Origin of the sequence: Tepidibacillus sp. HK-1 (assembly GCF_001748485.2) — a bacterium.
GTDB lineage: Bacteria > Bacillota > Bacilli > Tepidibacillales > Tepidibacillaceae > Tepidibacillus_B > Tepidibacillus_B infernus.
This window is the reverse complement of sequence record NZ_BDGM02000002.1, coordinates 103,120-129,402: the sequence shown is the minus strand read 5'-3', so window position 1 is coordinate 129,402 and position 26,283 is coordinate 103,120. Positions and strand designations below refer to the sequence as shown.

The window sequence follows — 26,283 nt, the reverse complement described above, 5'->3', positions numbered from 1 at the left end:
CTGATGAGAAATGACACTTTCTCATCTTTTTTTGAGAAAATTGGACGTTTGCATGAAGGAAAAAGGCAGTTTAAGTAGAAATTTATCAATTAAGTTCAAAAAATGGCTATTATTTTAAAGGAGAATAAGATGATGGATTCCTTTCACTCAAAATTAGAAACGTTATACCATATAAGCCATTCGTTTGTGACAAGCTATGATCTTAACACTGTCTTAACTTCTATTATCAATGAAATCGAAAAACTAAACCAATTTGACCTCGTCTGTATTTATATGTTAGAAGGGAACAAATTATATTTAAAAAGAAAGACTGGTTCTCTATCTGATCGTATTATAGGAAATCATTCTATAGAGGTTGGCGAAGGAATAATCGGGCGTGTAGTAAAGGTAAAAGAACCCTTATTAGTAAACAATCTCTCTACCTTTCCAAATGAAGTCAATCATTTTCAAGTCCCTATTCAGTCCCAATATTGCATTCCACTTATTATGAACCAGCAACCATTAGGAGCCATTTACTTTGGTTCAAAACAGCTTCATGCTTTTTCACAAGATGATGTAAACTTTCTTCTTTCCTTGGCAACCAGTTCAACCATTGCTATATATAATGCGATAAATTATAATATCCTTCATGCCATTAGTAGAATTACTACCGTTACCTCAAGAAACCGAGAAGTGATTCATGCTTATCCAGAATTAGTAGAAGAACTATTAAAAGTGATGAGATTTGATGGATTGAAAATAACTTTCCCCCATCCATTTCGAATTGGAGAGATGATTTGCTTCCCCATCTATTTAAACCGTGAAGTAGTTCCATTAATGAAAAAAATCCTCCCCTTAGATGGGTCAGCGACAAAAGGGATATTAAAGAAACGAATACCACAAGTAACCAATCAAAATGAATTCTATAATGAAGATCAATTTACTTATCCTTTAACTTTTAAGACGACGTTAAGAATTCCATTTATCGTTAAAGGAAGACCGATTGGAGTTATTCATATTTATAGTGAAAGAGAAAATGCATATAATGAGTGGGAAATTGAAACGATAAGCCAACTCATTCTACAACTAAGTCCTTCCCTAGATAATATTATTGAGATTGTCTACCAATCTGAAGTAAGAAGAATAAAAAAAGTGGTTAAACAGTTGTCTACCGAATTAGGTTATACTGATCAATTGGAACAAACTCTATTAAAAAACGCCCGATTAGCAAAACGTTACCTACATTACTCAGAAGTTTATGTATGGCTTTTAGATCAAGAACGTTTAACATTAAAGCTCTTAAATCAACCTAACATTGAATTAGCGATTACTGATAACTCTATCATTGTTCGTAGCTTTATGGAAAAACAAACATTGGCGATAAACGAATCCTTTGCCCTTTCTGATATCCATCCGAAACTTGGCGAAAGAGTTGGAAAATCAGGTTTGATGGTTCCATTATGTGATGAAGTAGAAAATCAATGTGTGGGCGTTTTTCTTTTAATTGATCGAAACTATCCGATCCGTTTCAGCCAAGAGTCAATATACATAGCAAATGAATATATTCGTCCTTTAGGAACACATATCTTAAGACATTTGAAAAATGCCCAGTTAGAAAAAACCAATTTGATGATGATTCAGGCTTTAACCGTTGCGTTGGATAAAAAGGATGCAGAAACTCAAGGGCATTCTAGGCGAGTAACGTCCTTTAGTTTGGCAATCGCCAAAAGATTAAATGTGAATGAAGCTCTAATGAAAAGAATCCAGTGGGGAGCACTTCTTCATGATATTGGTAAGATAGGCATTCCTGATGCTATTCTTCTTAAACCAGGAAAATTAACAGATGAGGAATGGAAAATCATGAAGCAACATCCTCAAATCGGTTATGAAATGATTCAAAATATCGAGTTTTTAGAAGGAGCTGTAGATGTTGTCCTTTATCATCATGAACATTTCGATGGTAAAGGTTATCCTTTTGGCTTAGTTGGAGAAGAAATACCTCTACCTGCAAGAATTTTTGCGATCGCTGATGCCTTTGATGCGATTACTAGTAAAAGGCCTTACAAAGAACCAAAATCGATTGAATTCGCGAGAGAAGTCATTAAAAACGCAATTGGAAGTCACTTTTGCCCGATGTGTGCACAAGCCTTTTTAGAGATTCCGATTGATGAACTTAAGCAAATCCAATTGGAACTTAATGAAAAAATCTTAGCAAAAAGCTACGCTTTGTAATGAAAGCGTAGCTTTTTCTCTAGCTATTCACTTTTTGTTTAATCTTATAGATACAACTATGGTCTCCTCTAGCCATACATTGAACAGACTCTACTTCAGTTCCTAATACATTTTTAAATAATTTCTTCTCACCTTCACAGGCATGATTATAGTCCCTAGCAATTTCAGCAATAGGGCAATTATACTCTTTAATTAAAAAACCATCTTCGACTTTTTCACAATCTACCATATAACCCTTATCATTTTGAATATCTACCAAAGCCTTAACTTTTTCATCTAAGGAAGTTCGACCAGCCATTTTTTCGAGATATCGCTTACGAAGACGTTGTTCTCTCTTATCAAATAAAACTTCTATCTTTTCTATTCCTTCTGATTCTGCGATTGCATCTAGTAGATCTTTGGCTAAATCTCGATAGGTTTTTGGAAACTGATCCTCTGCTTTTTCCGTTAAAGAATATAAATTCGTTGGTCTACCCATTGCTTGGCGAACTAATGTTGATCGAATCAGTTCGTCACGTTCTAACGTATTTAAATGCCGTCTAACAGCCATCTCTGTTATTCCTAATTCCTTAGATATTTCACTTACGGTTAAAGAACCATTTGTTTTCAGCATAAAAAGGATTTCATCTCTGGTTGACAAGTGGTCATTTGCCATATTGTCACCACCCTTCATGTTGTTTTCATACATTTATTTTAGCCGATTATTCAATATAAGTAAATTACTAAACATTTAAATATAAAAAATGTAGTAATGTATATTCTCATTATATGCCTAATTCCTTAGATAAATACCTGCGTAAATGAACTTCAAACTGCAATATCGTTGCAAACACTTTTTTTAGTAAATGATGTAATTCAATGGAATTGGTTTTAGTATACTGATGAGCTAAAATCTTACGATAAGCCACAAATTCTTTCAAAAGAATAGCATCTTGTTCAGGAATCACTTGCTCATCCCTAAGAATTTCTATAATATCTTCGTAACTGCCTGGATCTCTCATAATAAAGCCATCAATTAGTTTATTTCCCACATCTACAATCGCTTCAATCGCTAAATGTGCTGCTCTTTCCAAAGCAAGAATAAGAAGTTCGTTCTGAACCAATTCTTCTTCAGTAATATGTAGCCAAGGTTGAATTGCTTCTAATTTTTGTCTGCTATATTTTAATACTTCGTCTATTCCTTCACGATCAACATCATACATCCTTGCTCCCCCTCTTTTATATCTTGCTATATCACATTCGACAGATAGAGACAAAATTCCTTTTCATTCCCAATTATATTTTTCTAGAAACTTCACAAAACAAGAAAGATTTTTGTTAAAATGGTCTAGGAAATTACAACAGAAAGAAGTGACTTAGTTGGAACGAGAGCTTGCATTAGAAATCGTTCGTGTGACAGAAGTAGCTGCTTTAGCATCTGCCCAATGGATGGGAAGAGGTAAAAAAAACGAGGCTGATCAAGCAGCAACTAGTGCGATGAGAGCAATGTTTGATTCTGTGGCCATGAATGGAACAGTCGTTATTGGTGAGGGTGAGTTAGATGAAGCACCTATGCTATATATTGGTGAAAAATTAGGAAATGCTGCCTCTCCAGAAGTAGATGTTGCTGTAGATCCCCTTGAAGGAACAAATATTGTTGCCAAAGGGACAGCAAATGCGATGGCAGTTATCGCTATTGCAGATAAAGGTAATCTTCTTCATGCACCAGATATGTATATGGAAAAAATTGCGGTTGGGCCACGAGCCGCTGGCCAAATCCATTTGGACGATCCCCTTGAAAAAACATTAGAGATTGTTGCAAAAGCAAATAACAAACGGATACGGGATTTGACTGTTATTATCCAAGAACGTCCACGCCATGATACATTGATTGAAATGGTAAGAAGTGTTGGGGCGAGAGTTAAACTTTTTGGTGATGGAGATGTTGGTGCTGCGATTGCTACTGCTTTCCCAGAGACAGGAATTGATTTATTCATTGGAACAGGTGGTGCTCCTGAAGGGGTAATTTCAGCTGCCGCAATCAAGACATTAGGTGGGGAAATGCAAGGACGACTTGTTCCCATGAATGAACAAGAATATCAAAGATGTATTCAAATGGGGTTAACCAATCCTAGACAGATCCTTATGATGAACGATCTAGTTAAAGGTAATGATGCTATTTTTGCAGCTACCGGCGTTACAGATGGAGAGCTATTAAAGGGAGTTCGTTTTATGGGTGGTGACTTAGCTGAAACCCACTCTATCGTGATGCGGGCCAAAACCAAGACAGTCCGTTTCATACGTGCGGTTCATAGTCTACCTAATAAACCTCATTTGGTGATGGTGTGAAAAAAGGTTTGTATATTCCATCGCGCTCCGTCATCCGTGCCCTTCTATGAATAAAGATTACGGAGAGAAGGGCACTTCTGAAGGTCGCAGCTTATGGAATATACAAACCCTTAAATGACAAATGGAAGAAAGTTATACTTTCTTAATCTTTGAAAAAGGAGTGGCACAATACCACTCCTTTTTTTTACAATTTAGTTCCAATTTATTGCTTTTCTTTGCTTGAATTCTTCTTTTATCTCTTGTAACAGGCTTTCATCTACAAGTAATTGTAAACCTGTTAAAGCTAATGCTTTAGCGCCTAGGACTAACGCTTGATCTCCTTCAGTTGAACAAGCAGCTTCACGAAAAGCTACCGTATGCCCAACAAGGTTTGATGGACCAATTTTAATATAGGGATGAATGGTTGGCACCACTTGACTGATATTGCCTGTATCTGTTGATCCTAGCCCTTTTCGTTCCATCGTATCTACTTGTTCTCCAAGCGATTCCAATTGTTCTTGAAATACTCGATCAAAGCGACGATTAAAAAGTAGGTTATCTACTGGATTTTGAAAAGCGATCACATTTACTTTTGTTCCAGTTGCAAGTGCCGCACCTTCAGCTACAGCCTTTACTTTGTTTGTTACTTCATTTAAAGTTTCCCTTGTTGCTGCTCGAATGAAGAAACGTGCCTTAGCATATTCAGGGACAATATTTGGTGCATACCCGCCATGTGTGATGATGCCATGAATCCGAACATCACTTGGAACATGCTGACGTAAGGCATTGATTCCATTAAACAATTGAATCACGCCATCTAACGCATTACGACCCTCCTCAGGTGAAGCAGCTGCATGAGCAGGTTTTCCTATATATTCGAAGTCTAAGGGGTCTACTGCCAAGGATGAACCCGTTATACTTGTTCGATTAGAAGGATGGACCATCATGCAGGCATCAATTCCCTGTAGCAACCCTTCTCTTACAAAGCTGCCTTTTGCACTTCCATTTGGTCCTCCTTCCTCAGCAGGGGTCCCCAATACAACTACTTCTCCTCCAATCTCATCGATCACTTTACTTAGAGTAATCGCAGCTGCAACACTTGTAGTTCCTATAATATTGTGACCACAGGCATGACCAAGTCCAGGTAAGGCATCATATTCTGCTAAATAACCAATAGTAGCCCCTTGTCCTTTACTAGATTTCTTTCGAGCGAGAAAGGCGGTCTTATGACCTGCCATTCCTTTTTCCACAATAAAACCTTCTTTTTCTAATGTTTCTGTTAATAGACTTGATGCAAAGAATTCTTCATTACCAATCTCAGGATTGGCATGAATCTGATGACTAATAGTGATGTATTTTTCTTTTTCACCGTCTACAAATTGAAGAATTTGTTCTCTATATTTTGTGTCTTTTTGAACCATGTTATCTAGGCTCCTCTCCTACATTTAATCCGCTCATTTTCTTCAATTGACTCCAAGGTTAAAGGTTATTTACTTTCTAATTCACTCACTGGAATAAAGGTTGGAATAATGGCACCTTTATATGTGTTTTTAATAAATTCTGCTACATCATCCTGTTGATAAAGTTCTGCGATTTTTTTAAATACTTCTTTATCCTTATCTTCTGAACGAACTGCAATGATATTGATATAAGGTTTGGCTGTTTTATCCTCTAAATAAATGGAATCTTCTACAGGGTTAAATCCTGCCTCTGTTGCATAACCATTGTTGATGACGGAGGCAGCCACATCAGGTAAAACCCTTGGTGTTTGTCCTGCGGTTAATGGCGTAATTTTTATACCTTTTGGATTCTCAACAATACTTTCTAAATCACCAATTCCATTAAAACCATCTTTTAGCTTAATCAAGCCAGCGGATTGTAGCAAAAGCAATGCGCGACCCATATTGGTTGCATCATCTGGTACTGCAATTTCAGCTCCATTTGGAATCTCTTCTGGGGATTTATATTTATCTGAATACAGCCCCATAGGAGCAATTAAAGTTGTGGCAAGTGGAGCCAAATCTAAATTCTTTGTTTTAATAAAATCTACAAAATATGCGTAAGTTTGAAATGCATTTAAATCAATATCTCCGTCAGCTAATGCCATATTTGGACGGACATAATCGGAAAACTCTACGATTTCAATATTAATTCCTTCTTTTGCAGCTTTTTCTTTCAAATATGGCCAAATCCGATCCCCACTACTAACCCCTACTTTGATCGTCACTTCTTTTTCTCCAGCTGTTTCAGTAGAGCTACAACCTGTTAAAACACTCCCAATTGCTAAAACAAAGAATAAAATCATTGCTAATGTCTTTTTCATATTTGTTTTCCCCTTTCTTATCTTCTTCTAATTTTTCTAGATAATATATTTCCAAGACTTTGGAATCCTTGAACAAGAATAATTAATAAAACTACTGTAACGACCATGATCACCGTTTCAAACCGCTGATAACCATAGGCAATGGCCAAATCTCCAAGGCCACCTCCACCAACAGCTCCTGCCATTGCTGATGCCCCTACTAAACCAATAATAGCAATCGTAATGCCAAGGACAATGGATGCTAGCGCTTCAGGTAGAAGGATAGTAAAAATAATTTGCCAAGGTGTTGCACCCATTGCTTCTGCTGCTTCAATTACTCCTGGATCAACTTCTAATAAAGATTGTTCAACTAATCTAGCAATATAAGGTCCTGAATAAAAAACCAGTGGAACAATAGCTGCTGCTGTTCCGATTGAGGTTCCTACAATCAAACGAGTAAGCGGAATGATTGCTACCATTAAAATAATAAAGGGAACCGAACGAAACACATTGATAATCGCATTTAAAATCGTAAATACGACTGTATTTTCCAAAAGATTTCCTTTTCTCGTGACAACAAGAGCTATCCCCAATGGAAAACCGATAAAAAGTGCAAAAACTAAAGAAAAACCAACCATGGTTAAAGTTTCTACCAAGGCTTCAGAAATTTTTGGCCAAAGGTTATTCCAATCAACTTGCATCTGCCAACACCTCTTTTACCGTTACGGTTGATTGATTTAGATACATGATCGCTCTGTTAATTTCCGATTGAGCTCCACGAAACTCCACAATCAAATTACCAAATGGAACCTCTTGTAATTCTGTGATGTGACCAAATAATACATTGATATCAACATTAAACCGTTTAGAAACTTGAGATAAAATGGGTTTTCCTGCCGTATCTCCTACAAAAACAATGCGATGGATTTGTCTTTCACCATCTTGGTTTTCAAGAAGTTTTTTAATTGATTGAGGAATTTCATCATGCATTACTGTACTTACAAAGTTTTTTGCAGTTTGAGTTTTTGGTGTGGCAAACACCTCAAAAATACTGCCCTGTTCCACAATCTGACCATCTTCAATCACTGCAACTCGATCACATATTTCCCGAATCACATTCATTTCATGAGTGATCATCAAAATGGTGATATTGTATTCGCGATTAACTCGCTTTAATAATTCAAGAATAGACATCGTTGTTTGCGGGTCAAGTGCTGAAGTAGGCTCATCACATAATAATACTTCAGGTTCTGTGGCCAGTGCCCTTGCGATCCCAACTCGTTGTTTTTGACCACCAGATAATTGATCAGGGTAATAGTCTGCTTTATCTTCTAATCCAACGAATGTTAACAATTCTTCTACTTTCTTCTTGATTTGTTCTTTTGGCATATTTGCTAATTTCAAGGGATAAGCGATATTGCCAAAAACAGTTCTTGAGTTCAATAGATTAAAATGTTGGAAGATCATACCAATATTCTGTCTTGCCTTCCTTAATTCTGCTTTAGATAAACTAGTCAAATCTTGATCTTTTACGATGACTTTCCCAGTTGTTGGTTTTTCTAACAAATTGACGGTGCGAAGTAGTGAACTTTTACCTGCTCCACTAAAACCAATCACGCCAAAGATTTCTCCATGTTCAACAACTAAGTTGATTCCTTTTAGAGCCTCAATCTTTTGTCCACCACTATGATAGACTTTCGTTATATTTTCTAATTTAATCATCTCGATCCTCCTTCTTCTGTACAATTTAGACATGTAAGATAGCCCACAAAAGTGACGCTTTTGTTCATTGCATATTCCGATTACTTTTGCGGGATCCCATTCCAATAATGAAAAGAAAGTTATACATTCCTTAACATTAAAAAACCCTCTTCTTACACACGATAAGAAGAGGGTTCACATACAAAATGAGTCCACTCTTCTTATCTACCAAGCTTTTAAGCTTGCAGGAATTGGCACAGTATTCTCATAAGGAGAACCCGCTGCCGAGGTTTCAAAGGGCCAGTCCCTCCACCTCTCTGGATAAGAAGATTTGCTATTCAATTTTTTACTTGGAATGATTAGTATATTAAAGCATGAAAAAACAATTGTCAACATAAATTCATCACTAAACTTTTTTGGTTCAAAACCCTTTCTTTTTCCGATCTACCCTAAAGATTTCCCAAGTTCCTTGATAACCATAAGGTTGAAGAATATATACCCACACTTCTCCATTTGCTTTTTGAAGTTCTACCTTGCATTCGCGAAAGTCTTTTCTCATAATAACTGTTGGCCGTTGGTCTTTCTCTTCCATGCATGCTCTTTCCATTTCCATCATCTTGCTAATAAACCGTTCAAAATCGATCTGATCTTCTTTATCATGTTCCGTTAAAACTTGTCTAGTAGAAGAGATTGTCCATTCCTTCATCATGGGTTCCCAAAGGTTAAGAATATAACCCTCATCCGTAACTTCATGGATAAAAGATTCCAATTGTTTCAAGTTCACTTACAAAAACCCCCAATTTCATATTTAAAGGAAAAACTTGATATAATACTTGTGAAAATATCCAGCGAAAGGATTGAAACTAGATGAATGAGAAGATGTTTATCCTTTATGAAGAAACAGAAAAAACAGAGATTAAATATATTAGCTTTGTTGGTGCCTCAAATTCAAAGTTTGATTTGGCCATCATTCACACCGGTCGTTTTTACGGTAAAAATTTAGTGATCAATATTCAATCTGGTATAACCGCGATTATTGGCAAAGATGATTTAGAAGAACCAGGCTTTTTAGAAGAAGCTTATCAAATCACGGAAGAAGAAGCAAAAGATCTTTATGACTATTTAATTCAATATTATTGATGATGAAAAATTTGTATCTTTACCTCCTTTTCCAATTTGTATTACAATAATACAGTTGATTAGGAGGTTTTATTAAAAATGGAAAACAAACAAAAACTTTTGGTTGTAGACAACTTAGCCTTACTATTCCGTGGATTTTACGCAACTGCTACCTCTGGACGAATCATGCAAACAAGTACCGGAATTCCTACAAATGCGATTTACCAATATCTAAGGTATTTTTTCCATGCTCTACATACCTTCAAACCTGATTATGCAATTATTGCTAATGATACTGGGAATAAAACAATCCAAGAAGTCCTTCAAGCCTTTGGTATCCCGCTGATCTCGATCGATGGATATGAAGCAGATGATATAATGGGGAGTATTTCCCAACAGTTTGCCTCCCCTGAACTTCATGTCTATTTACTTACAGGTGATGGGGATGCATTACAATTAGTCAATGAACACACAAGTGTAATCATGATGCTTATTATCGTATTCCTTTAGAAAGAGCCAAAGCAAAACTAATTGAGCTAGAAATGAATGCTTTATTGCAGCAAATCCCAATTTACTAGCTCCATGCTATATCCCTACAAAGTATATTCCATTCACTTTTATGATAACCCTAACACCCATTAAGCCATGAAAATGGGTTTTTCCCTTTTATTTCTATTCAGATTTTGCGACAAAAATGTGAAAAAACGATTGTATTTCTAGTCATGATATTGTATTCTCATACATAATATAGTACTTGAAATACGATACGGGAGGGAAATAAATGAAGCTGAACTTATTAACCCAGATTTTTATTGCTTTTATTATTGCTATTTTATTAGGTTGGATCGTTGGCCCCAGTATTGAAGTGATTAAACCTTTAGGGGACTTATTCTTAAGGCTTATTAAATTTATTATCGTTCCCCTAGTCTTATCTTCTTTAGTCGTAGGGGTAGCAAGTATTGGCGATATAAAAAAACTTGGCCGTATGGGAACAAAAACAGTTGCCTATTACTTAATGACAACTGCGATTGCCGTTACTATTGGTCTCATTCTCGGGAATCTCATTGACCCAGGGAAAGGTGTGGATGTCAGTGGTGTACAACAAGCCGTCGAAGTCAAAGAACCTACTAAGTTTATTGATACACTCCTTAACATCGTTCCAACCAATCCACTTAAGTCTCTTGTCGACGGGGAAATGTTACAAATTATCTTTTTTGCTCTTTTTCTTGGTATTGGATTAACCCTTATAGGCGAAAGGGGAAAAACGTTATTAAAATTTTTTGATGGTTTGGCAGAAACAATGTACAAAATAACGGGGATTGTCATGAAATATGCCCCGATTGGAATTTTGGGGTTAGTGGCTCCAGTTGTTGGGAAATATGGATTAGATGTCCTTTTACCATTATCTAAGGTTATTCTGGCAGCTTTAATCGGATCTATCTTACACGCCTTGCTTGTATACTCTTCATCAGTGAAGGTATTTGCAAAAATGAGCCCTTTAACCTTTTTTAAAGGCATTGCACCAGCAACACTTGTTGCCTTTAGCACTTCAAGTAGTGCCGGTACATTACCTGTAACGATTAAAAATACCGAAGAAAATCTTGGTGTATCTAAACGTGTAAGTAGCTTTGTCCTTCCATTGGGTGCAACAATCAATATGGATGGAACTGCTCTTTATCAAGGGGTTAGCGCCTTATTTATCGCGCAATTTTTTGGAATTGATCTTACCCTAACCCAACAAGTAACGATCGTGTTGACTGCAACACTTGCTTCGATTGGTACTGCTGGTGTTCCCGGCGCAGGGTTAATTATGCTTACCATGGTTCTTCAATCAGTAAATTTACCGATTGAAGGAATTGGTTTAATTGCTGGTATTGACCGTATTTTAGATATGATCCGTACTTCTATCAACGTAACGGGAGATGCTTCTGCTGCAGTTGTCGTTGCGGCTTCAGAAGGAGAACTTTCAAAAAAAGAACCCTCTCTCCAAACTCAAGCATAAATTTTAAAATTCCATAAAACAATGAAAAAAAGTTTGTATATTCCATCGCGCTCCGTCATCCGTGCCCTTCTATGAATAAAGATTAAGGAGAGAAAGGCACTTCTGAAGGCACACAAAGTGTACAAGTCGTGCTACACAGCTAAAGCTGCTAGTCACGCTATGTCGCAGCTTATGGAATATACAAACCCTTAAATGACAAGTGGAAGAAAGTTATACTTTCTTAATCTTTAAAAAAGTGAGTTGTCGAACGACAAACTCACTTTTTTGATTCCTTTTGCTCGTGCTCCCCATTTTTTGTCTTTTTGAGAATAAAATAGGCACAACCAAAATTACAATATTCAAATAGATACTCTTCAAATGATTCGATTTTCATCTCATGGGATACCCGAGGGTTCTCTCCATAAAACCCTTTAAGGCGCAATTGGTTATAACCCCAATCCCCTACAATATAATCATATTTATCAAGTACTTCACTGTAACGATCACGAAAAGCTTCCGCGTTCCAACCATCTTTATGATTCACAACTAATTCGAATGTATGGCCAAACATGTGTATCATATCTTTTATCGACTCCTGTTGTTTAACTTCTCATTTATTGTAGCATAAAATATTACAAATTGTTAAATTTCTAATCATGAAAAAGATTACACTTCACTTGTTGACACTACTTTAAAATTGGACTAAAATTACTTTGTAAATAAAAATATATAAAAAGGGTGATAATAATGGAACTAAAAAATACGAAAACTCTTGAAAACTTAAAAGCTGCATTTGCTGGTGAATCTCAAGCAAATCGCCGTTACCTATACTTCTCAAAAAGAGCAGATGTTGAAGGATTAGCTGATGTTTCTTCCTCTTTCCAACGTATTGCTGATGGTGAAACATCTCACGCTTTCGGTCATTTCGACATGATCTTGAAATATGGTGGTGGCGACCCTGTAACTGATCTTCCAGTAGGAACAACTGCAGATAACTTAAAATCTGCAATTGCCGGTGAAGAGTATGAATTCAGTGAAATGTATCCAGGATTTGCAAAAGTTGCTCGTGAAGAAGGTTTTGACGAAATTGCAGAATGGTTTGAAGTAATGTCAAAATCTGAAAAAGCACATGCTAACACATTCAAGAAAATTCTTGATCGTTTAAACGACTAATTTCTATTATAAATACTTATCCTATTCATGTATACTTAGAAGTGAGGACTAGGGCTAATTAACCTAGTCCATTCTTTTATATGACAAAGTGAAAAATAAAGGAGGTATCTTGATGGCAAAGCTAACGAAAGCCGATTTAATTCCATATGCACAATACGTAAATTTACACGAAAAATTTTTAAAAGAAGTGATCGCTGAAAAAAAAATGAGAAGGGTTTCGATCAGTGATCGAATGACAGGTTTATTTGAATCAAAACTGACCGTATTTTATCAAATTCAGGAAATGATCCGAGCAGAACAAATCACAAACGATACTTACATTGAGGAAATGTTAGATGTATATAATGACCTTCTTCCTGAGCCAAATGAATTAACCATGACCTTATTCATTGAAATACCAAATCAACAAGAACTTAGAGAATTTAACAAAACCATTGTTGGCATTGAAAAAGCAGTTGAACTTGTTTTTGATTCTCACGTCATTACTTCCTACGAACCAGATGCAGAAGATGAGGATGATGAAAAATATACGCAATCTGTACATTATCTCCACTTCCCATTTACCGATAGTCAAAAACAAGCCTTCTTAAATACAGACAAGGTCACCTTAAGAGTAAATCATGCCAACTATCAAAGAGAGACAACCTTATCTAAAGAATTAGTTGCAGAATTACAAAAGCAACTGGCAAATCAATAGAAAGATTTTTCTTTTACCAAGCAGTAGTGTCATCCAACTAGTTGGCGCTTTCCAATTAGTTGGATGATTTTATTTTTTAGTAAAATCTAAGTTTAAAAGCACTTTATAGGCCATCATACCAGTCCTTCTAAAAAAAAATCGAATACATATATTGTACGAACAAAATGATTAGGGAAGGCTTGGTTTGCATGAAAACCATCTATATCCTGTTTTTAGGCGGTTATGACCCGATGTCATGGATCATAAAAATGGTGACTAAAGCTCCTTATGTCCATTCCATTCTTGCCCTAGATTCCAAACTGACTGAGCTTTATAGCTATAATTTGAAAATCAGAATAAAAAATAGAAGATTATCCTACCAAAATGGTTTTATTGTGGAACAAATAGATCAATATCAAAATAACTTGCCCTATTGGTTGTATCGAGTGAAGGTTACAAATCAACAATATAAAAAAATAGCGAAACTGATTTACTACTTTAAAAATAACCCTGATGTAACTTCTTATCATATTAAAGGAGCACTTGGATTTATGTTCCCTATACTATGGAAACATGTGAATAAACGAAAAAAATACACCTTTACTTGCTCGGAATTTATTGCCTATATGCTGCAAACAAGTCATGTCGTATCTTTTGATAAACCAATCTACCAAATAGCACCTAAGGATATTATCCAGACAAACAAATTAAAGTTTTTAGGAAATGGGAAGATTGGCAACTTAAGCAACAGCGGGGATATCATCGTATTAGGGATTATTTTACTACTGATTCGCCATTTTCTTATCATTTGGCAAGGTCAAACTAATCAATCCAGAAGCAACTAAAATCCAACTTAAGAGTTTTAAAACAAAGGTTAATCCACTTTCCGAAGATGCAGCATGGTCGACAAAATATCCTAATGCGGTCGCTCCAATCCCAGCTGCACCAATCGCAAAGCCAATCATTAATCCTGAAGCCATCCCCACTTTTCCTGGAATAAGCTCTTGCCCAAAGACCACGGTTACGGCAAAGGAGGAAAATAAGATAAAACCTAAAAAGCCAACTACAACCATGGCGATGATTCCTTCTACGTACGGTAAGAGAAAAAGGAATGGAATCGCAAGCAGCAATGAAGCGTTAACCACGGTCTTTTTCCCTAGATAGTCAGCGATTGGCCCTCCAGCTAAGGTTCCTAAAGCACCAAACAATAAAAAGATAAAGGTATAAACACTTGCTTGGTCAATCGTCATTTTCGATACATTGATATAGTATAATGGAAGAAAGGTCGTGACCCCGATTGTAATCCAAGACCGCATCGTCACAACGAAAACAAGTAGAAGCAAGAATAAAGGTTGGTCTTTACCCTTTATTTCTTTTACTGATCGTTGTTGACTTATGCGTTTTTCTTTCATCCAAGGTCTTAAAATCCATAGTAAGTAGGCAGCTAACACAGCTGGAATTAAAAAAAATGGTGTCCCTTTTACCCCCATCGTGGATAAAAACAATGGGATCATTAACGGGCCCAATGCCTGTCCACCATTGCCACCTACTTGGAAAATCGATTGTGCTAGTCCTTTCCCTTTACCTGCAGCCAAATGGGCTCCACGACTTGCCTCAGGATGAAAGGCAGCTGAACCAAGACCACTTAATCCAACAAAGAATAACAGCCAGGCATAGGATGGGGCAACGGCAATACCTGATAAGCCTAGACCGGTGAAGAACACCCCTAGTGGCAATAACCATAATAACGGTTTACGATCAGAAAGGTAACCAAAAACGGGTTGAACCAACGAAGAAGTAACATTTGCTACCATAATAATGAGTCCAGATTGTGTATAAGATAGATCAAACTCAATGATTAAAATAGGAATTAAAGCCGGTAGTACTGACGTCATTAAATCGTTAAGCATATGACCTAAGCTAATGATCAATAAAGGAACCCGATTACTCGCTAAAAGCCTCTTAGTTTGTACCGATGTGGCTGTTTCCATTTCACAGTTTCCCCTCTCGTATACTCTCTTGTTTCTTTCTTTTCTCTAATTAACTATAACTTCAAACTATGTGTCAAAATAGGCTCTCGATTTCCGTTCCTTAACCCTGCTTTAACTATTTTTATCGAAGTAGATTCGTTTTCCTGCAATGACTAGGATCAAAATTAGTACACTGGTTAAGACAATCGTTCCCCCAGTAGCCAAATTAAAAAGATACGAAAACAAAATTCCGATAATCACAGATAACAAGGAAAAAATAACGGCATACATTAACGCTTTTCTAAAACTATTAGCTATTTGCAAACTTGCAGCGACTGGTATCGTCATCAATGAAGAAACCAATAATATCCCCACAACTCTCATCGATAAGGAAATCGTCAAGGCCACAAGAATAATAAAAATCGTATTGATAAAACGATGAGGTATCCCACTTAGTCTTGCAGCTTCCTCATCAAACGAGAGATAGAATAATTCTTTAAAAAAGAAATAGATCGCTAATAGTATAATAATTCCAACAATAGCTATCGTAAATAGATCTTTTCCTGAAACAGCCATTACACTTCCAAATAAATAACCAAATAGATCAACATTTGTGCCACTTACTAAGCTAATAAGCACAACTGCCAATCCGATTCCAGTCGATAGCATAATCGGGATCGCCAATTCTTCATAGGAACGGTATAATTTACGTAACTTTTCAATTCCTAATGCAGCCAACACCGCAAAAATCATACCTGATAAAACAGGATAAATCCCACCTAAAATCCCGGCTGCTACCCCTGCTAGTGTAACGTGAGATAAGGTATCTCCAATTAAAGATAATCTTCGTAGCACGATAAATACACCAATCACCGGACTGATCACACCAATTAAAATTCCGGCTAAAAAAGCCCGTTGCATAAAATCATACTGTAATATTTCTAACATCTCTCTACTCCTTCATATGGTGGTGATGAGTGACAAGACTCATTTCAGAACCATAAGTTTTTTCCAATATTCCTCGTTGCATTTCAAACTCATGGGGCGTTCCATGGAAAAATAATTTTTTATTTAAGCAGGCCAACTTCGTCACTTTCTCCGTTACCATCCCTATATCATGAGAAACTAACATTAAAGTCATTCCTAGTTCCCTATTCAGTTTTCCCATCAATTGATAAAACTTCTGCACAGACTCTGTATCCACTCCAACTGTTGGTTCGTCTAAAATTAATATTTGGGGTTCACTTACGATTGCCCTTGCAATAAATACTCTTTGTTGCTGTCCGCCAGATAATTTGGCGATATTTCGTTTTGCATACTCTTCTAAACCAACTTGTTCTAAAGCTTCCATTACTTTATTTTTATCTTGCCTCGTTAACCTTTTAAATAAGCCAACTTTTCCATACAGACCTGTTTCAACGATTTCTTCCACCGTTGCAGGAAATCCTCTGTTAAAACTATTGGCCTTTTGGGAAACATAGCCAATTTTTGGCCAATCTTTAAACGTTTTAATCGGCATACCGAATAATTTGACTTCACCAGATGTAGGTTCTAATAAACCTAAGATGATTTTTAATAAGGTAGATTTTCCTGAACCATTAGGCCCTACTAACCCAACAAAATCGCCTTCCATCACTTTCAAATTAACATGTTTTAAAACATGTTGCTCACCATATCGAAAAGAAAGCTCTTTTACTTCAATGATTGGTTCATTCATCTATTTCACTCCCAAAGCAATCTTTAACACCTCAAGATTTTTCTTCATGATCGATAAATAATCTTCACCACGTTCTAGTTCATCCTTCGTTAATCCTTCTAATGGATTTAGTTCTAACCTTTGAGCACCGATTTCAGCCATAATCGTTTTAGCATATTTTGATTCAACCAATGGTTCAAATAAGATGTATTTGATGTTAAGTTCTTTTGCTTTCTTTATAATATTCGCCATTTCTTTTGGGCTTGGCTCATCTGAAGTAGATAATCCTGCAATAGAAACTTGATTTAAACCATAGCGTTCAGCAAGGTATCCAAAGGCCGCATGGGAAACGAAGATATCCTTGCTATGTGCTTTTTCCAAGGTGTGTTGATAAGCTTGATCCAAATCGAGCAAAGCTTGTTTTAATTGCTGAAAATTGTCTTCATACTCTGCTTGGTGATCAGAGTCAATTTTAACTAATGCCTCTTTTATTTGCTCTGCTTGAGAAATTGCATTGATTGGGTTCAGCCAAACATGTGGGTCCAAACCCTTTCCATGTTCATTTTTTTGTTCCTGTTCATCTGTATGCTCATCTTCAGTCGTAAGAAATTCGATCTGCTTAGTAGAATCGACAACTTCAACTTTTTCTTTGATATCATCCACTAGATTCCCTAACCATGGTTCAAATCCCCCACCATTATAAACAAATAGATCTGCTTGATTTAATTGGGCGATTTGTTTTGGCGTTAATTCAAAATCATGAGGTTCTACCCCAGGAGGAATGACATTTGTAACCTCTACATGGTCTCCCCCTATTTTTTTAGCAAAATCAGCAAGAACATAAAAACTCGTATAAACTGTAAACTTTTGATCTTGATCAACACCCTGATTTTGATTATTCTCTTGATTTTTATTTACATTGGAACAGCCAACAAATGATAAAATAAATACCAATATCATAAAAGCCACAAATAACTTTTTCATGATTTATCCCCTTCCCTAAATCGTAATCATTCTTATTTAATATATCTCATTATAATATGTTTCGTTAAATATGTAAATCGTAATGATTTGGATTTAAACTATTTTTCAACTTTCTATGGTACAATAATTTGAACGATTCTGAATTTATGTATACACTAATCATGTAGAATTTAACCAGGCGAGGGGGAACATTCATGGAAAAAATGCTTCAAATTAAAGGGCACATTATTCGTGACGATATTTTAAAACGAATTGATGCTTCTTGTGTCCAATATAATGGTACCTATCGGGTTCTCGAACTGATTGTAGGAAAAGCAGTTGATGATTTATCATCTGCAAAAATAGCCATTGAGATCAGTGAAGAAGGCTTTAATTTAATATTAAACGAATTAACCAACTTAGGTGTAACAATTCCCACAACTGAGGTTCATGCTAAACTTAAGCCTAGCGAAAAAGATAAAACTGTACCTGATGATTTCTATTCCACTACGAATCATCCCACAGAAATATTCCTAGAAGGTAAATGGATCAAGGCGCAAAATCAGCGTATGGATGCCGTTTTAGTTGTAAAAAATGACGAAGTGTTCTGTACAAAGTTACGCGATGTAAAAAAAGGCGATCTCATTGTATGTGGTTCTGAAGGTGTCCGTATTTTGCAAGAAAAGAATGGCTCAGATGAACACGAATTCGCTTTTATGATTAACGACGTTAGCTCGGAACGCCGCGTTGAACTGGTTGTAAAGAAACTAGCTGAAGAAATGAAAGCGATTAAAGCAAATAATGGTAAAATCGTTGTTGTTGCTGGCCCTGTCGTTATTCATACAGGTGGAATGGATGCCTTTCAAGATATGATTCGTAAAGGGTACATTTCTGGTTTGTTATCAGGAAATGCCCTCGCCGTCCACGATATTGAGCGAGATTTGTTTGGCACCTCCTTAGGTGTCGATTTAGATACAGGTAAAGTCGTTAAAGGCGGCCATAAAAACCACATGCGAGCCATCAATGCTGTAAATAAATCAGGAAGTATAAGTCAGGCTGTACAAGATGGTACGATCAAAAGCGGTATTATGTATGAATTAGTGAACCATCAAGTGCCCTTTGTTTTGGCCGGTTCGATCCGCGACGATGGGCCTCTTCCTGATACCATCATGGATCTTATTAAAGCACAAGAAGCTTACGCCGAAATGGTAAAGGATGCGGAAATGGTGATTATGCTATCTACCATGTTGCATTCGATTGGAACAGGCAATATGTTGCCTAGTTGGGTAAAAACAGTGTGTGTAGACATTAACCCTGCCGTCGTCGCCAAATTAGTAGACCGTGGCTCTGCCCAGGCAAAAGGGGTTGTTACCGATGTTGGATTATTCTTAACCCTATTAAACCAACAACTTTAACATTCACACGTATAACCACTGATTATCTCTTACCCATCTTACTCAAATTACTCAGTAATTAAACATTGATCGCAACTAAAGTTACAAGTTAGACTACAATCCTACTTTTAGGTGGAATGATGATGGAAAAAAAGGACTCATTAACATCACTTTTACTAGAAGTTCAACAGGGAAGACTCACTGTCACTGAAGCAAAAGCAAAATTAAAAAACTATGAAGAACTAGGTTTTGCAAATCTAGATCTCCATCGAGCAAAAAGGACAGGTTTTCCTGAAGTGATTTATGCTGAAGGAAAAACGACAGAACAAGTATTAGTGATTTTTGAACGATTGATTACAAAGAATAAAGTCGTTCTAGCAACAAGAGTAACAAAAGAAATGGGAGAACAAATCCTATGGAAATTTCCCAGCGTTGAATATAATGAAATAGCTAGAACCATTCTATGGAATCGTAAGTCAGAAGAAAAACACCCTGGTTATATAGTGGTGGTTTGTGCTGGTACATCTGATCTTCCTGTTGCAGAAGAAGCTGCAGTAACTGCCCAAGCGATGGGAAATGAAACGAAACTCATTTGCGATGTTGGTGTCGCAGGTTTGCACCGCTTAATTGATAAAATCGATTTGATTCGAAAGGCCAATGTGATCATTGTAGTGGCAGGTATGGAAGGCGCTCTTCCCAGTGTTGTCGGTGGTTTAGTTGATAAACCTGTGATCGCGGTCCCGACTAGTGTAGGATACGGTGCTAATTTCAAAGGGTTATCTGCCTTGTTAGGGATGTTAAATTCTTGTGCCAGTGGTATCTCCGTGGTTAACATTGACAATGGCTTTGGGGCAGGTTATCAAGCAGGGCTGATTAATAAATGGATGGATCCATCCTTTAAAGGAGAATGACGATGAAAATTTTATACTTTGATACTTTTTCTGGAATTAGTGGCGATATGGCTCTTGCAGCTCTTATTGATGCAGGGGCAAATCCTTCCTATATTGAAATGGAATTAAAAAAATTACCAGTTAATCCTTTTAATTTACAATACCAAAAGGTCGTCAAAAAAGGAGTTACTGCATTAAAACTTGATGTAGTCATCGATCCCCATACAGAAGCTATTCATCATCGCCATTACATCGATATTATACAGATGATTGAGGGGTCGGAATTACCAGAACGTGTAAAGGAAAAATCAAAAAAAATATTCGAAAAAATTGCTATTGCTGAAGGAAAGATTCATCATCTTCCTATAGAAAAAGTCCATTTTCATGAAGTGGGTGCAGTCGATTCTATTGTCGATATTATTGGCGTAAGCTTAGCTCTTGAGGATTTAGGTATTGATCTAATCTATACTTCTCCAATTCCTTTGGGTTCAGGCCAAATTAAAATTGAACATGGGATTTATCCAATCCCTACTCCCGCAACATTAGAAATATTAAAAGGGATTCCCATTCGTTCTTCTCATGTTCCCTTTGAAATGACCACACCAACTGGAGCAGGAATTGTAGCTGCCCTAGGTTCAGGTTTTCATGGTTATCCTTCGATGACAGTTGAAACAATCGGATATGGAGCTGGAACAAAGGATTTTGAAGATCGGCCCAATGTTTTACGTGCAGTTGTTGGGACAACAAATGAACTATACGCCACAGAACCTCAATTTACAATGGCTCATGAACATGAACACCATCACCATGAACATCATCATGATCATCATAATCCTTTGACAATGCCATAATCCACACAATCTCCAACACCTGAATTAGTGTTGAATACAGACTTAGGGTCTCAATACACTAGTGAAGAATTTACACAATATGCTCATTCTAAGGAAATTAAACAGTTTTTGTCGAAAAGGTTACCCTTATGATAACGCCTGTAGCAAAGTCAGACCTTTCAAAGGCCCATTCATAATTTTGGATGGACCATTTTTATGCGCCCAAATAACCCAAGCTTCACACAACATCAAAACATAATGCAGTTGCTCCGATTACACCGGCATTCTGCTCAAGTTTTGCCGGTACAACCTTCGTTTTGCGCCCTGTAGGATTCAGTGCAAATTGACTGACATAATCCTTAATCGATTTGAATAACGGATCGCCAACTTTTGAAACACCGCCACCAATTACAATTTTTTCCGGATCGAATGTATTAATAATCGAAACACATGCTACTCCTAGCACGCGGAAAATCCGTTCAATAAAATCAACAATTTCAGCTTCGCCTTCATTATACAGGTCAAAAACTTCTTTCGTAGTCAGTTCTTTTCCAACAATCTCTGAAGCCCGTTTGGCAATTGCGGTTCCTGATGCAATGGATTCCAAACAACCATATTGCCCGCATGTGCATTTTCCAAATGATGGATCAACAACAGTATGTCCGATATCTCCGGCATTTCCCTTCATGCCATGGAGCAATTTACCGTCAACAATAATACCGGCACCAATCCCTGTGCTTATTGTCATATAAACAAAATTTTCATTTTCCTGTGCTGCTCCGAGCCATTTTTCAGCTAGTGCAGCAGCATTGGCATCGTTTTCAAGCACAATTGGAAGATCCCATATTTTTTGCATCCAGTTCACAATTGGAATATCTACCCATTTTTTTAAATTAGGAGGACATTTAATTATTCCATTTTTGCTATCTAGCGGTCCTGGTGCGCCAATTCCTATCCCGATTACATCATTCATGGAAACAGCCGATTTCTGAATAACTTGCTCAATTTGACTGCTAATCCGGGCAATCATTTCTTGCGGAGAGATCGATAAGTCTGTTGGAATTTTCGTCTGTTCAATGATTTCTCCTTTTTCATTAACAATGGCAATTGCAACTTTTGTTCCCCCAATATCAACACCGATGGAATACGCCATTTTTTATTCCCCCCATATACTTTTATAAACCAGCTTCCGTACATCATTTTACCCTTCCCTTTTAAGTAATCATTGCCTAATCGCAAGATAAACTCCATATTAATAGATATTTCCACATTTATTTTACTTAATCAACCAGTACCTTCATAAACTCCTCATAAGATTTTACCTTAATCAATTTCTGCACCATCGAGCTACTGTCAATTATTTTTCTCAGCAAATCATACATCGACTGTAAATCTTCCTGGCTATTTTTCTTTACACTTAGCAAACAAATAAATTGTACCGGCTTTTCCTTCCATATAATTGGATTTACCAATGTGCAAACAGCTAAAAATGTATGATCGGATTTCGGAGTGATTGAATGGGGGATTGCCACCAGATTACCGAATGAAGTTGGTGCAACTTTCTCGCGTTCATAGATTGCCTCGAGAAAATCCGGTTCAACCAGACCCTTATCAATCAACTTTGCATGCAAAAATTCTAATACCTCTTCTTTAGTAATAAAGTTTTTTCTAAAGTACATGAGATCTTTTCTAAAATAAGAATGAATATGTTGTTTATTATCAACAACGAATTTTTCTATTTTAGCCAAATCTCTGTCCCCTAAAATGGCATTCACTTCGATTACAGGTACTGGCAATTGTTTTGGAATCGGAATGGAGCTGACAATTAAATCAATATCGTGCAAATTATATTGGTTCAAATTATAGTATTCGGTCGTCCCTACAACATCCAGGCTTTTTCCGAATTGGTTTTTTAATTTATAATAAATCAATTGAGCCGTCCCCAGCCCTGACGAACATACGATCAGACAACGTTTCGGTTCTGTTTTTAATTTTTTCCTTTCGATTGCAGCCCCGATGTGAAGGGCAAGATATCCGACTTCATTTTCGTTGATTTCTGTTCCGGTGTATTCCTCAATAGCCAATCCTGCTATTATGCCTGCCTCGAAAGCCAATGGGTAGTTCTTCTTGATATCCTGAAGCATTGGATTTCTAAAATTCATTCCATATTTATACCGGTTTATCGCAGGTTTTAAATGCAGACTTAAACCAATAATCAACTCTTTGTCATTTTTCAAATCAAGATTCAGTTTCGATGCTATTTTATCAAGAGCTACCATAACGAGCTCTATAATATTATCATCCATTACTTGTTCAACGACTTTATCCCCTGCATTTGTTTGAGTAAGCATTTTTGTCCCAAGCAAGTGGATTGCAATATAAGCAACTTCCGGTTGTGGAAACTCTACTTGAAAAGTTTCTTCAACTTCTTTGACAATCTTCTTTGCAACCTCATACTCTTTTTGTTCCATAATTTCCTGTATATCGGATTTATATAATGTAACATGATTGCCTTTTTTTATTCGTCTGTAGGCAATGGCTATATGAATGAGGAGGTTATTAAACGCAATGTCGGATAATGTGATGTTGTTCTCTTGAATTTGCCGCATGATGATTTCCTGGATCGTATCCAAGTCTACCTTTGGCAATGGAGATAAATGATAATCAAACATTTGTTCACCTTGTCCGTCATTACGATCAAATACATATTCCGCCATGCAAAAACGCATTTTAAGCTCGCTGCCTCTTAATTTTAAGCCGTAGTTGGGGCGTGATACGAGACTTATGTCATATTCAGCCAGTATTTCTTTGACATGTTTCAAGTCATTTTGAATGGTTGATTTGCTGACATAGATTTCATCAGCCAAATCATCGAGTTTCAAATAGCCTTCGCTTAATAGTAGCCGTTTGATTACATATGAAATACGTACCTCTGGTGATTTAGGAACAAATCCATCACCTTTTGTCTCTTCACTGACATTAGTTTGCAAATATTTACGAAATTTTTGGTTATCTGTAATTTCCAGTTTATAGCCTTTCCCCATTATGGATTCAATATGGGCTCCATTATTAGCAAGCAACGAGTCGAGGACTCTGACATCTTCTCTTGTTGTCCTGTCTGTAACCTGATTCAAATTTGCCAAGTACGCACCTGTGACAGGTGTTTGGGATGTCATTAATTCACGCAAAATCGTTTTCATTCTGGAGTTCAACATGCGTTTCTTCTCCTTATCATGCTCTTTACCACTTCAACTTGAATGTCAAAACTCATTTACCGGTTTTACCGGGCCAAAATTCATGTGGATTTTCTTTTGAACCCATTTTATAAAAAAGTAAGATTACATTTTGTTCCTGATACAGTCCGGATAAAAATAACGTAATCTTTTATCTTTTTTAAAATTCCCATGGAATTATCCTTTGTAAAAAATTAATCGCTAATAGGATCCTAATTGAGAGCTCCATTTTAGTAAAAACAATGATTTACTTAGGGCTTGTTGAACGAATCTCTTTATAGAAACTTTTTGATCGGTAAAGCCCATGAACAACTCTCTGAAAAAATGGCGAAAAAGAATTCAGTTGTCATACTCTTCTACAGCTGCATTGAAAAACTGTGGCAAATAGTCTTTATGTGCTTCAAGCATTTCATCCAAAATTTGTTTTGCGACTGCATCAGAAGGAACCAATGGATTGATTGTCATAGCAAGAAGTGCCTTATGGTAATCACCAGTAACTGCAGCTTCTGCAGCCACTCGTTCAAAAGATTTAATTTGTTGCACAAGCCCCCTTACAGCAACAGGCAAATCTCCAATACTGATTGGTTTTGGGCCTTCCTTTGTGATTACGCAACTTACTTCTACCGCTGATTCGTTCGGGATACTGGCAATTGTACCATTGTTTCTTATATTAACCGGTTGGATATCACGTTTATCATTATAGATAGAATTGATTAAACTGCAGGCAGCGTCACTATAGTATGCCCCACCACGCTCTGCCAAATTTGCTGGTTTTATTACCAACCCAGGGTCTTTGTACAATTCGAAAAGCTGTTTTTCCAATTGCTGGACGACTTTAGCGCGAGTTCCTTTTCCCGCAAAATCTTTTTGTTCCTCTTCAAGCATTTTACTCGTCTGATAGTAATAGCGATGATAGGGGCATGGTAAAATTCCAAGCGCTTTGATAAAATCTTTTTCCCAGCCAAGATCAACAATATTTTTCATAGTCATGCCGGCACCACTGCTAAGCATGTCCACAACTTTTTTGGTAACGTTTTTTCCATCTAGATAAACATTCAGTCCATATACCATATGGTTCAAGCCCGCAAAATCAATATGGACTCTGTTAGGATCAACCTGAAGCATTTCTGCCACACCGATAAGCATACCAATTGGAACGTTGCATAAACCGACAGTTTTAATGTTGCTATAGCGAAGTACCGCTTCTGTAACCATGCCGACGGGATTTGAAAAATTGATCAGCCATGCATCAGGGCAAAGCTCTTCCATATCCTTGCTAATATCCAAAATGACAGGAATAGTACGTAAACCTTTGAACAATCCTCCCGGACCATTTGTTTCCTGGCCAATTACCCCATATTTTAAAGGGATTGTTTCATCTTTGGCCCGTGCTTCTAATTGACCGACACGAATTTGTGTTATCACAAAATCAGCACCTGGCAATGCTTTCCTGCGATCAAGTGATAAGTGGATGTCAATCGGAACATTTGCTTTTTCAACCATCCGTTTTGCAAACGCACCTATTATTTCCAGCTTTTCTTTTCCCTCGGGAATATCAACAAGCCATAGCTCACGAACCGGCAATTCATCATATCGATTGATAAAACCTTCAATAAGTTCTGGTGTATAGCTTGATCCTCCACCAATCGTTACAATTTTAATCCCCTGCATTCTCTCACCCCTTGACAAATCTTTTTATCGGCTGTTTATTATCTTTTGGTTGTTGTCTATGAATCCAGATTCTGCCTCGCAAATTCTAGTTGTTATCGCATGAATTTCGATTATTGCTTCTAAATTTTCTGCCAGCTCTTATTAAAATCCTCAACTACAGTTACTA

The 26,283-nt window shown here is 36.8% G+C and carries 26 protein-coding genes and 1 riboswitch; of the genes, 11 read left to right on the top strand and 15 right to left on the bottom strand.

Annotated elements, in window-relative coordinates; all coding sequences use genetic code 11:
* Window positions 1-132 precede the first annotated feature (132 nt).
* Window positions 133-2,211 (top strand): HD domain-containing phosphohydrolase, encoded by a 2,079-nt coding sequence (locus BEN26_RS01575; RefSeq protein ID WP_069800528.1) that lies wholly within the window; start codon window positions 133-135, stop codon window positions 2,209-2,211.
* A 19-nt stretch (window positions 2,212-2,230) separates the two neighbouring features.
* Here BEN26_RS01575 and BEN26_RS01570 read toward each other — a convergent pair whose 3' ends face one another.
* On the bottom strand, window positions 2,231-2,866 hold the full coding sequence (locus BEN26_RS01570) for a helix-turn-helix transcriptional regulator (protein ID WP_069800530.1): 636 nt from the start codon (window positions 2,864-2,866) through the stop codon (window positions 2,231-2,233).
* A 109-nt stretch (window positions 2,867-2,975) separates the two neighbouring features.
* Window positions 2,976-3,413 carry a DUF86 domain-containing protein gene (locus tag BEN26_RS01565; protein ID WP_069800532.1) on the bottom strand — a complete coding sequence of 146 codons (438 nt, stop codon included), beginning with the start codon at window positions 3,411-3,413 and terminating at the stop codon, window positions 2,976-2,978.
* 157 nt (window positions 3,414-3,570) lie between these two features.
* Between BEN26_RS01565 and glpX the strand changes: the two genes are divergently transcribed.
* Complete coding sequence (glpX, locus tag BEN26_RS01560; protein WP_069800534.1) at window positions 3,571-4,539, top strand: class II fructose-bisphosphatase; 969 nt, start codon at window positions 3,571-3,573, stop codon at window positions 4,537-4,539.
* Window positions 4,540-4,730: 191 nt separating this feature from the next.
* Here glpX and BEN26_RS01555 read toward each other — a convergent pair whose 3' ends face one another.
* From BEN26_RS01555 to BEN26_RS01535, 5 genes are all read right to left on the bottom strand, one after another.
* On the bottom strand, window positions 4,731-5,939 hold the full coding sequence (locus BEN26_RS01555) for a M20 family metallopeptidase (protein WP_069800536.1): 1,209 nt from the start codon (window positions 5,937-5,939) through the stop codon (window positions 4,731-4,733).
* 65 nt (window positions 5,940-6,004) lie between these two features.
* Window positions 6,005-6,841, bottom strand: a complete 837-nt coding sequence (locus BEN26_RS01550; protein ID WP_068725613.1) for a MetQ/NlpA family ABC transporter substrate-binding protein — start codon at window positions 6,839-6,841, stop codon at window positions 6,005-6,007.
* A gap of 17 nt (window positions 6,842-6,858) precedes the next feature.
* Window positions 6,859-7,521: a methionine ABC transporter permease gene (locus BEN26_RS01545; protein WP_069800538.1), complete on the bottom strand. Its 663-nt coding sequence runs from the start codon at window positions 7,519-7,521 to the stop codon at window positions 6,859-6,861.
* Complete coding sequence (locus BEN26_RS01540; RefSeq protein WP_069800540.1) at window positions 7,511-8,542, bottom strand: methionine ABC transporter ATP-binding protein; 1,032 nt, start codon at window positions 8,540-8,542, stop codon at window positions 7,511-7,513. The genes BEN26_RS01545 and BEN26_RS01540 overlap by 11 nt, the downstream gene beginning before the upstream one ends.
* Before the next feature lie 197 nt (window positions 8,543-8,739).
* Window positions 8,740-8,849: riboswitch (SAM riboswitch) on the bottom strand.
* A gap of 93 nt (window positions 8,850-8,942) precedes the next feature.
* The gene (locus BEN26_RS01535; protein WP_069800542.1) at window positions 8,943-9,305 is read right to left on the bottom strand and encodes a hypothetical protein; all 363 of its coding nucleotides are present in this window, start codon (window positions 9,303-9,305) and stop codon (window positions 8,943-8,945) included.
* An 83-nt stretch (window positions 9,306-9,388) separates the two neighbouring features.
* On the opposite strand from BEN26_RS01535, the gene BEN26_RS01530 reads away from it, so the two are divergent.
* The 3 genes from BEN26_RS01530 (at window position 9,389) to BEN26_RS01520 (ending at window position 11,642) form a co-directional block, all read left to right on the top strand.
* Entirely contained in the window at window positions 9,389-9,661 is a 273-nt protein-coding gene (locus tag BEN26_RS01530) for a DUF3055 domain-containing protein (RefSeq protein WP_069800545.1), read from the top strand.
* 78 nt (window positions 9,662-9,739) lie between these two features.
* Window positions 9,740-10,150, top strand: a complete 411-nt coding sequence (locus tag BEN26_RS01525) for a 5'-3' exonuclease (RefSeq protein WP_069800547.1) — start codon at window positions 9,740-9,742, stop codon at window positions 10,148-10,150.
* A gap of 271 nt (window positions 10,151-10,421) precedes the next feature.
* Window positions 10,422-11,642 carry a dicarboxylate/amino acid:cation symporter gene (locus tag BEN26_RS01520; RefSeq protein WP_069800549.1) on the top strand — a complete coding sequence of 407 codons (1,221 nt, stop codon included), beginning with the start codon at window positions 10,422-10,424 and terminating at the stop codon, window positions 11,640-11,642.
* A 256-nt stretch (window positions 11,643-11,898) separates the two neighbouring features.
* On the opposite strand, the gene BEN26_RS01515 is transcribed toward BEN26_RS01520, so the two are convergent.
* Window positions 11,899-12,201 carry a YutD family protein gene (locus BEN26_RS01515; protein WP_068725622.1) on the bottom strand — a complete coding sequence of 101 codons (303 nt, stop codon included), beginning with the start codon at window positions 12,199-12,201 and terminating at the stop codon, window positions 11,899-11,901.
* Window positions 12,202-12,368: 167 nt separating this feature from the next.
* Here BEN26_RS01515 and BEN26_RS01510 point away from each other — a divergent pair, with 167 nt between their 5' ends.
* The 3 genes from BEN26_RS01510 (at window position 12,369) to BEN26_RS01500 (ending at window position 14,315) form a co-directional block, all read left to right on the top strand.
* Window positions 12,369-12,794, top strand: a complete 426-nt coding sequence (locus BEN26_RS01510; protein WP_235589095.1) for a rubrerythrin family protein — start codon at window positions 12,369-12,371, stop codon at window positions 12,792-12,794.
* Window positions 12,795-12,906: 112 nt separating this feature from the next.
* On the top strand, window positions 12,907-13,491 hold the full coding sequence (locus tag BEN26_RS01505; RefSeq protein WP_069800551.1) for a DUF3501 family protein: 585 nt from the start codon (window positions 12,907-12,909) through the stop codon (window positions 13,489-13,491).
* Window positions 13,492-13,679: 188 nt separating this feature from the next.
* Entirely contained in the window at window positions 13,680-14,315 is a 636-nt protein-coding gene (locus BEN26_RS01500) for a hypothetical protein (RefSeq protein WP_069800553.1), read from the top strand.
* Here BEN26_RS01500 and BEN26_RS01495 read toward each other — a convergent pair.
* The 4 genes from BEN26_RS01495 to BEN26_RS01480 all read right to left on the bottom strand — a co-directional run bounded on the left by BEN26_RS01495 (window position 14,253) and on the right by BEN26_RS01480 (window position 18,120).
* Entirely contained in the window at window positions 14,253-15,461 is a 1,209-nt protein-coding gene (locus BEN26_RS01495) for an MFS transporter (RefSeq protein WP_069800554.1), read from the bottom strand. The genes BEN26_RS01500 and BEN26_RS01495 overlap by 63 nt on opposite strands.
* A 111-nt stretch (window positions 15,462-15,572) precedes the next feature.
* Window positions 15,573-16,388 (bottom strand): metal ABC transporter permease, encoded by an 816-nt coding sequence (locus BEN26_RS01490; RefSeq protein ID WP_069800556.1) that lies wholly within the window; start codon window positions 16,386-16,388, stop codon window positions 15,573-15,575.
* A gap of 4 nt (window positions 16,389-16,392) precedes the next feature.
* Complete coding sequence (locus BEN26_RS01485) at window positions 16,393-17,157, bottom strand: metal ABC transporter ATP-binding protein (protein WP_069800558.1); 765 nt, start codon at window positions 17,155-17,157, stop codon at window positions 16,393-16,395.
* Window positions 17,158-18,120 carry a metal ABC transporter substrate-binding protein gene (locus tag BEN26_RS01480; protein WP_069800561.1) on the bottom strand — a complete coding sequence of 321 codons (963 nt, stop codon included), beginning with the start codon at window positions 18,118-18,120 and terminating at the stop codon, window positions 17,158-17,160.
* Between the two features lie 194 nt (window positions 18,121-18,314).
* On the opposite strand from BEN26_RS01480, the gene BEN26_RS01475 reads away from it, so the two are divergent.
* From BEN26_RS01475 to larC, 3 genes are all read left to right on the top strand, one after another.
* Complete coding sequence (locus BEN26_RS01475) at window positions 18,315-19,514, top strand: ornithine cyclodeaminase, nickel-pincer nucleotide-dependent (protein WP_069800563.1); 1,200 nt, start codon at window positions 18,315-18,317, stop codon at window positions 19,512-19,514.
* 119 nt (window positions 19,515-19,633) lie between these two features.
* Entirely contained in the window at window positions 19,634-20,404 is a 771-nt protein-coding gene (larB, locus tag BEN26_RS01470; RefSeq protein ID WP_220126390.1) for a nickel pincer cofactor biosynthesis protein LarB, read from the top strand.
* Window positions 20,405-20,406: 2 nt separating this feature from the next.
* Window positions 20,407-21,234 carry a nickel pincer cofactor biosynthesis protein LarC gene (gene larC, locus BEN26_RS01465; RefSeq protein ID WP_069800567.1) on the top strand — a complete coding sequence of 276 codons (828 nt, stop codon included), beginning with the start codon at window positions 20,407-20,409 and terminating at the stop codon, window positions 21,232-21,234.
* A 217-nt stretch (window positions 21,235-21,451) separates the two neighbouring features.
* Here larC and BEN26_RS01460 read toward each other — a convergent pair whose 3' ends face one another.
* From BEN26_RS01460 to BEN26_RS01450, 3 genes are all read right to left on the bottom strand, one after another.
* The gene (locus tag BEN26_RS01460; RefSeq protein ID WP_069800570.1) at window positions 21,452-22,366 is read right to left on the bottom strand and encodes an ROK family protein; all 915 of its coding nucleotides are present in this window, start codon (window positions 22,364-22,366) and stop codon (window positions 21,452-21,454) included.
* A 127-nt stretch (window positions 22,367-22,493) separates the two neighbouring features.
* Window positions 22,494-24,428, bottom strand: a complete 1,935-nt coding sequence (locus tag BEN26_RS01455) for a BglG family transcription antiterminator (protein WP_069800571.1) — start codon at window positions 24,426-24,428, stop codon at window positions 22,494-22,496.
* Between the two features lie 357 nt (window positions 24,429-24,785).
* Window positions 24,786-26,117, bottom strand: coding sequence for a 6-phospho-beta-glucosidase (locus tag BEN26_RS01450; RefSeq protein WP_069800573.1), 1,332 nt, complete (start codon window positions 26,115-26,117; stop codon window positions 24,786-24,788).
* Window positions 26,118-26,283: the final 166 nt, after the last annotated feature.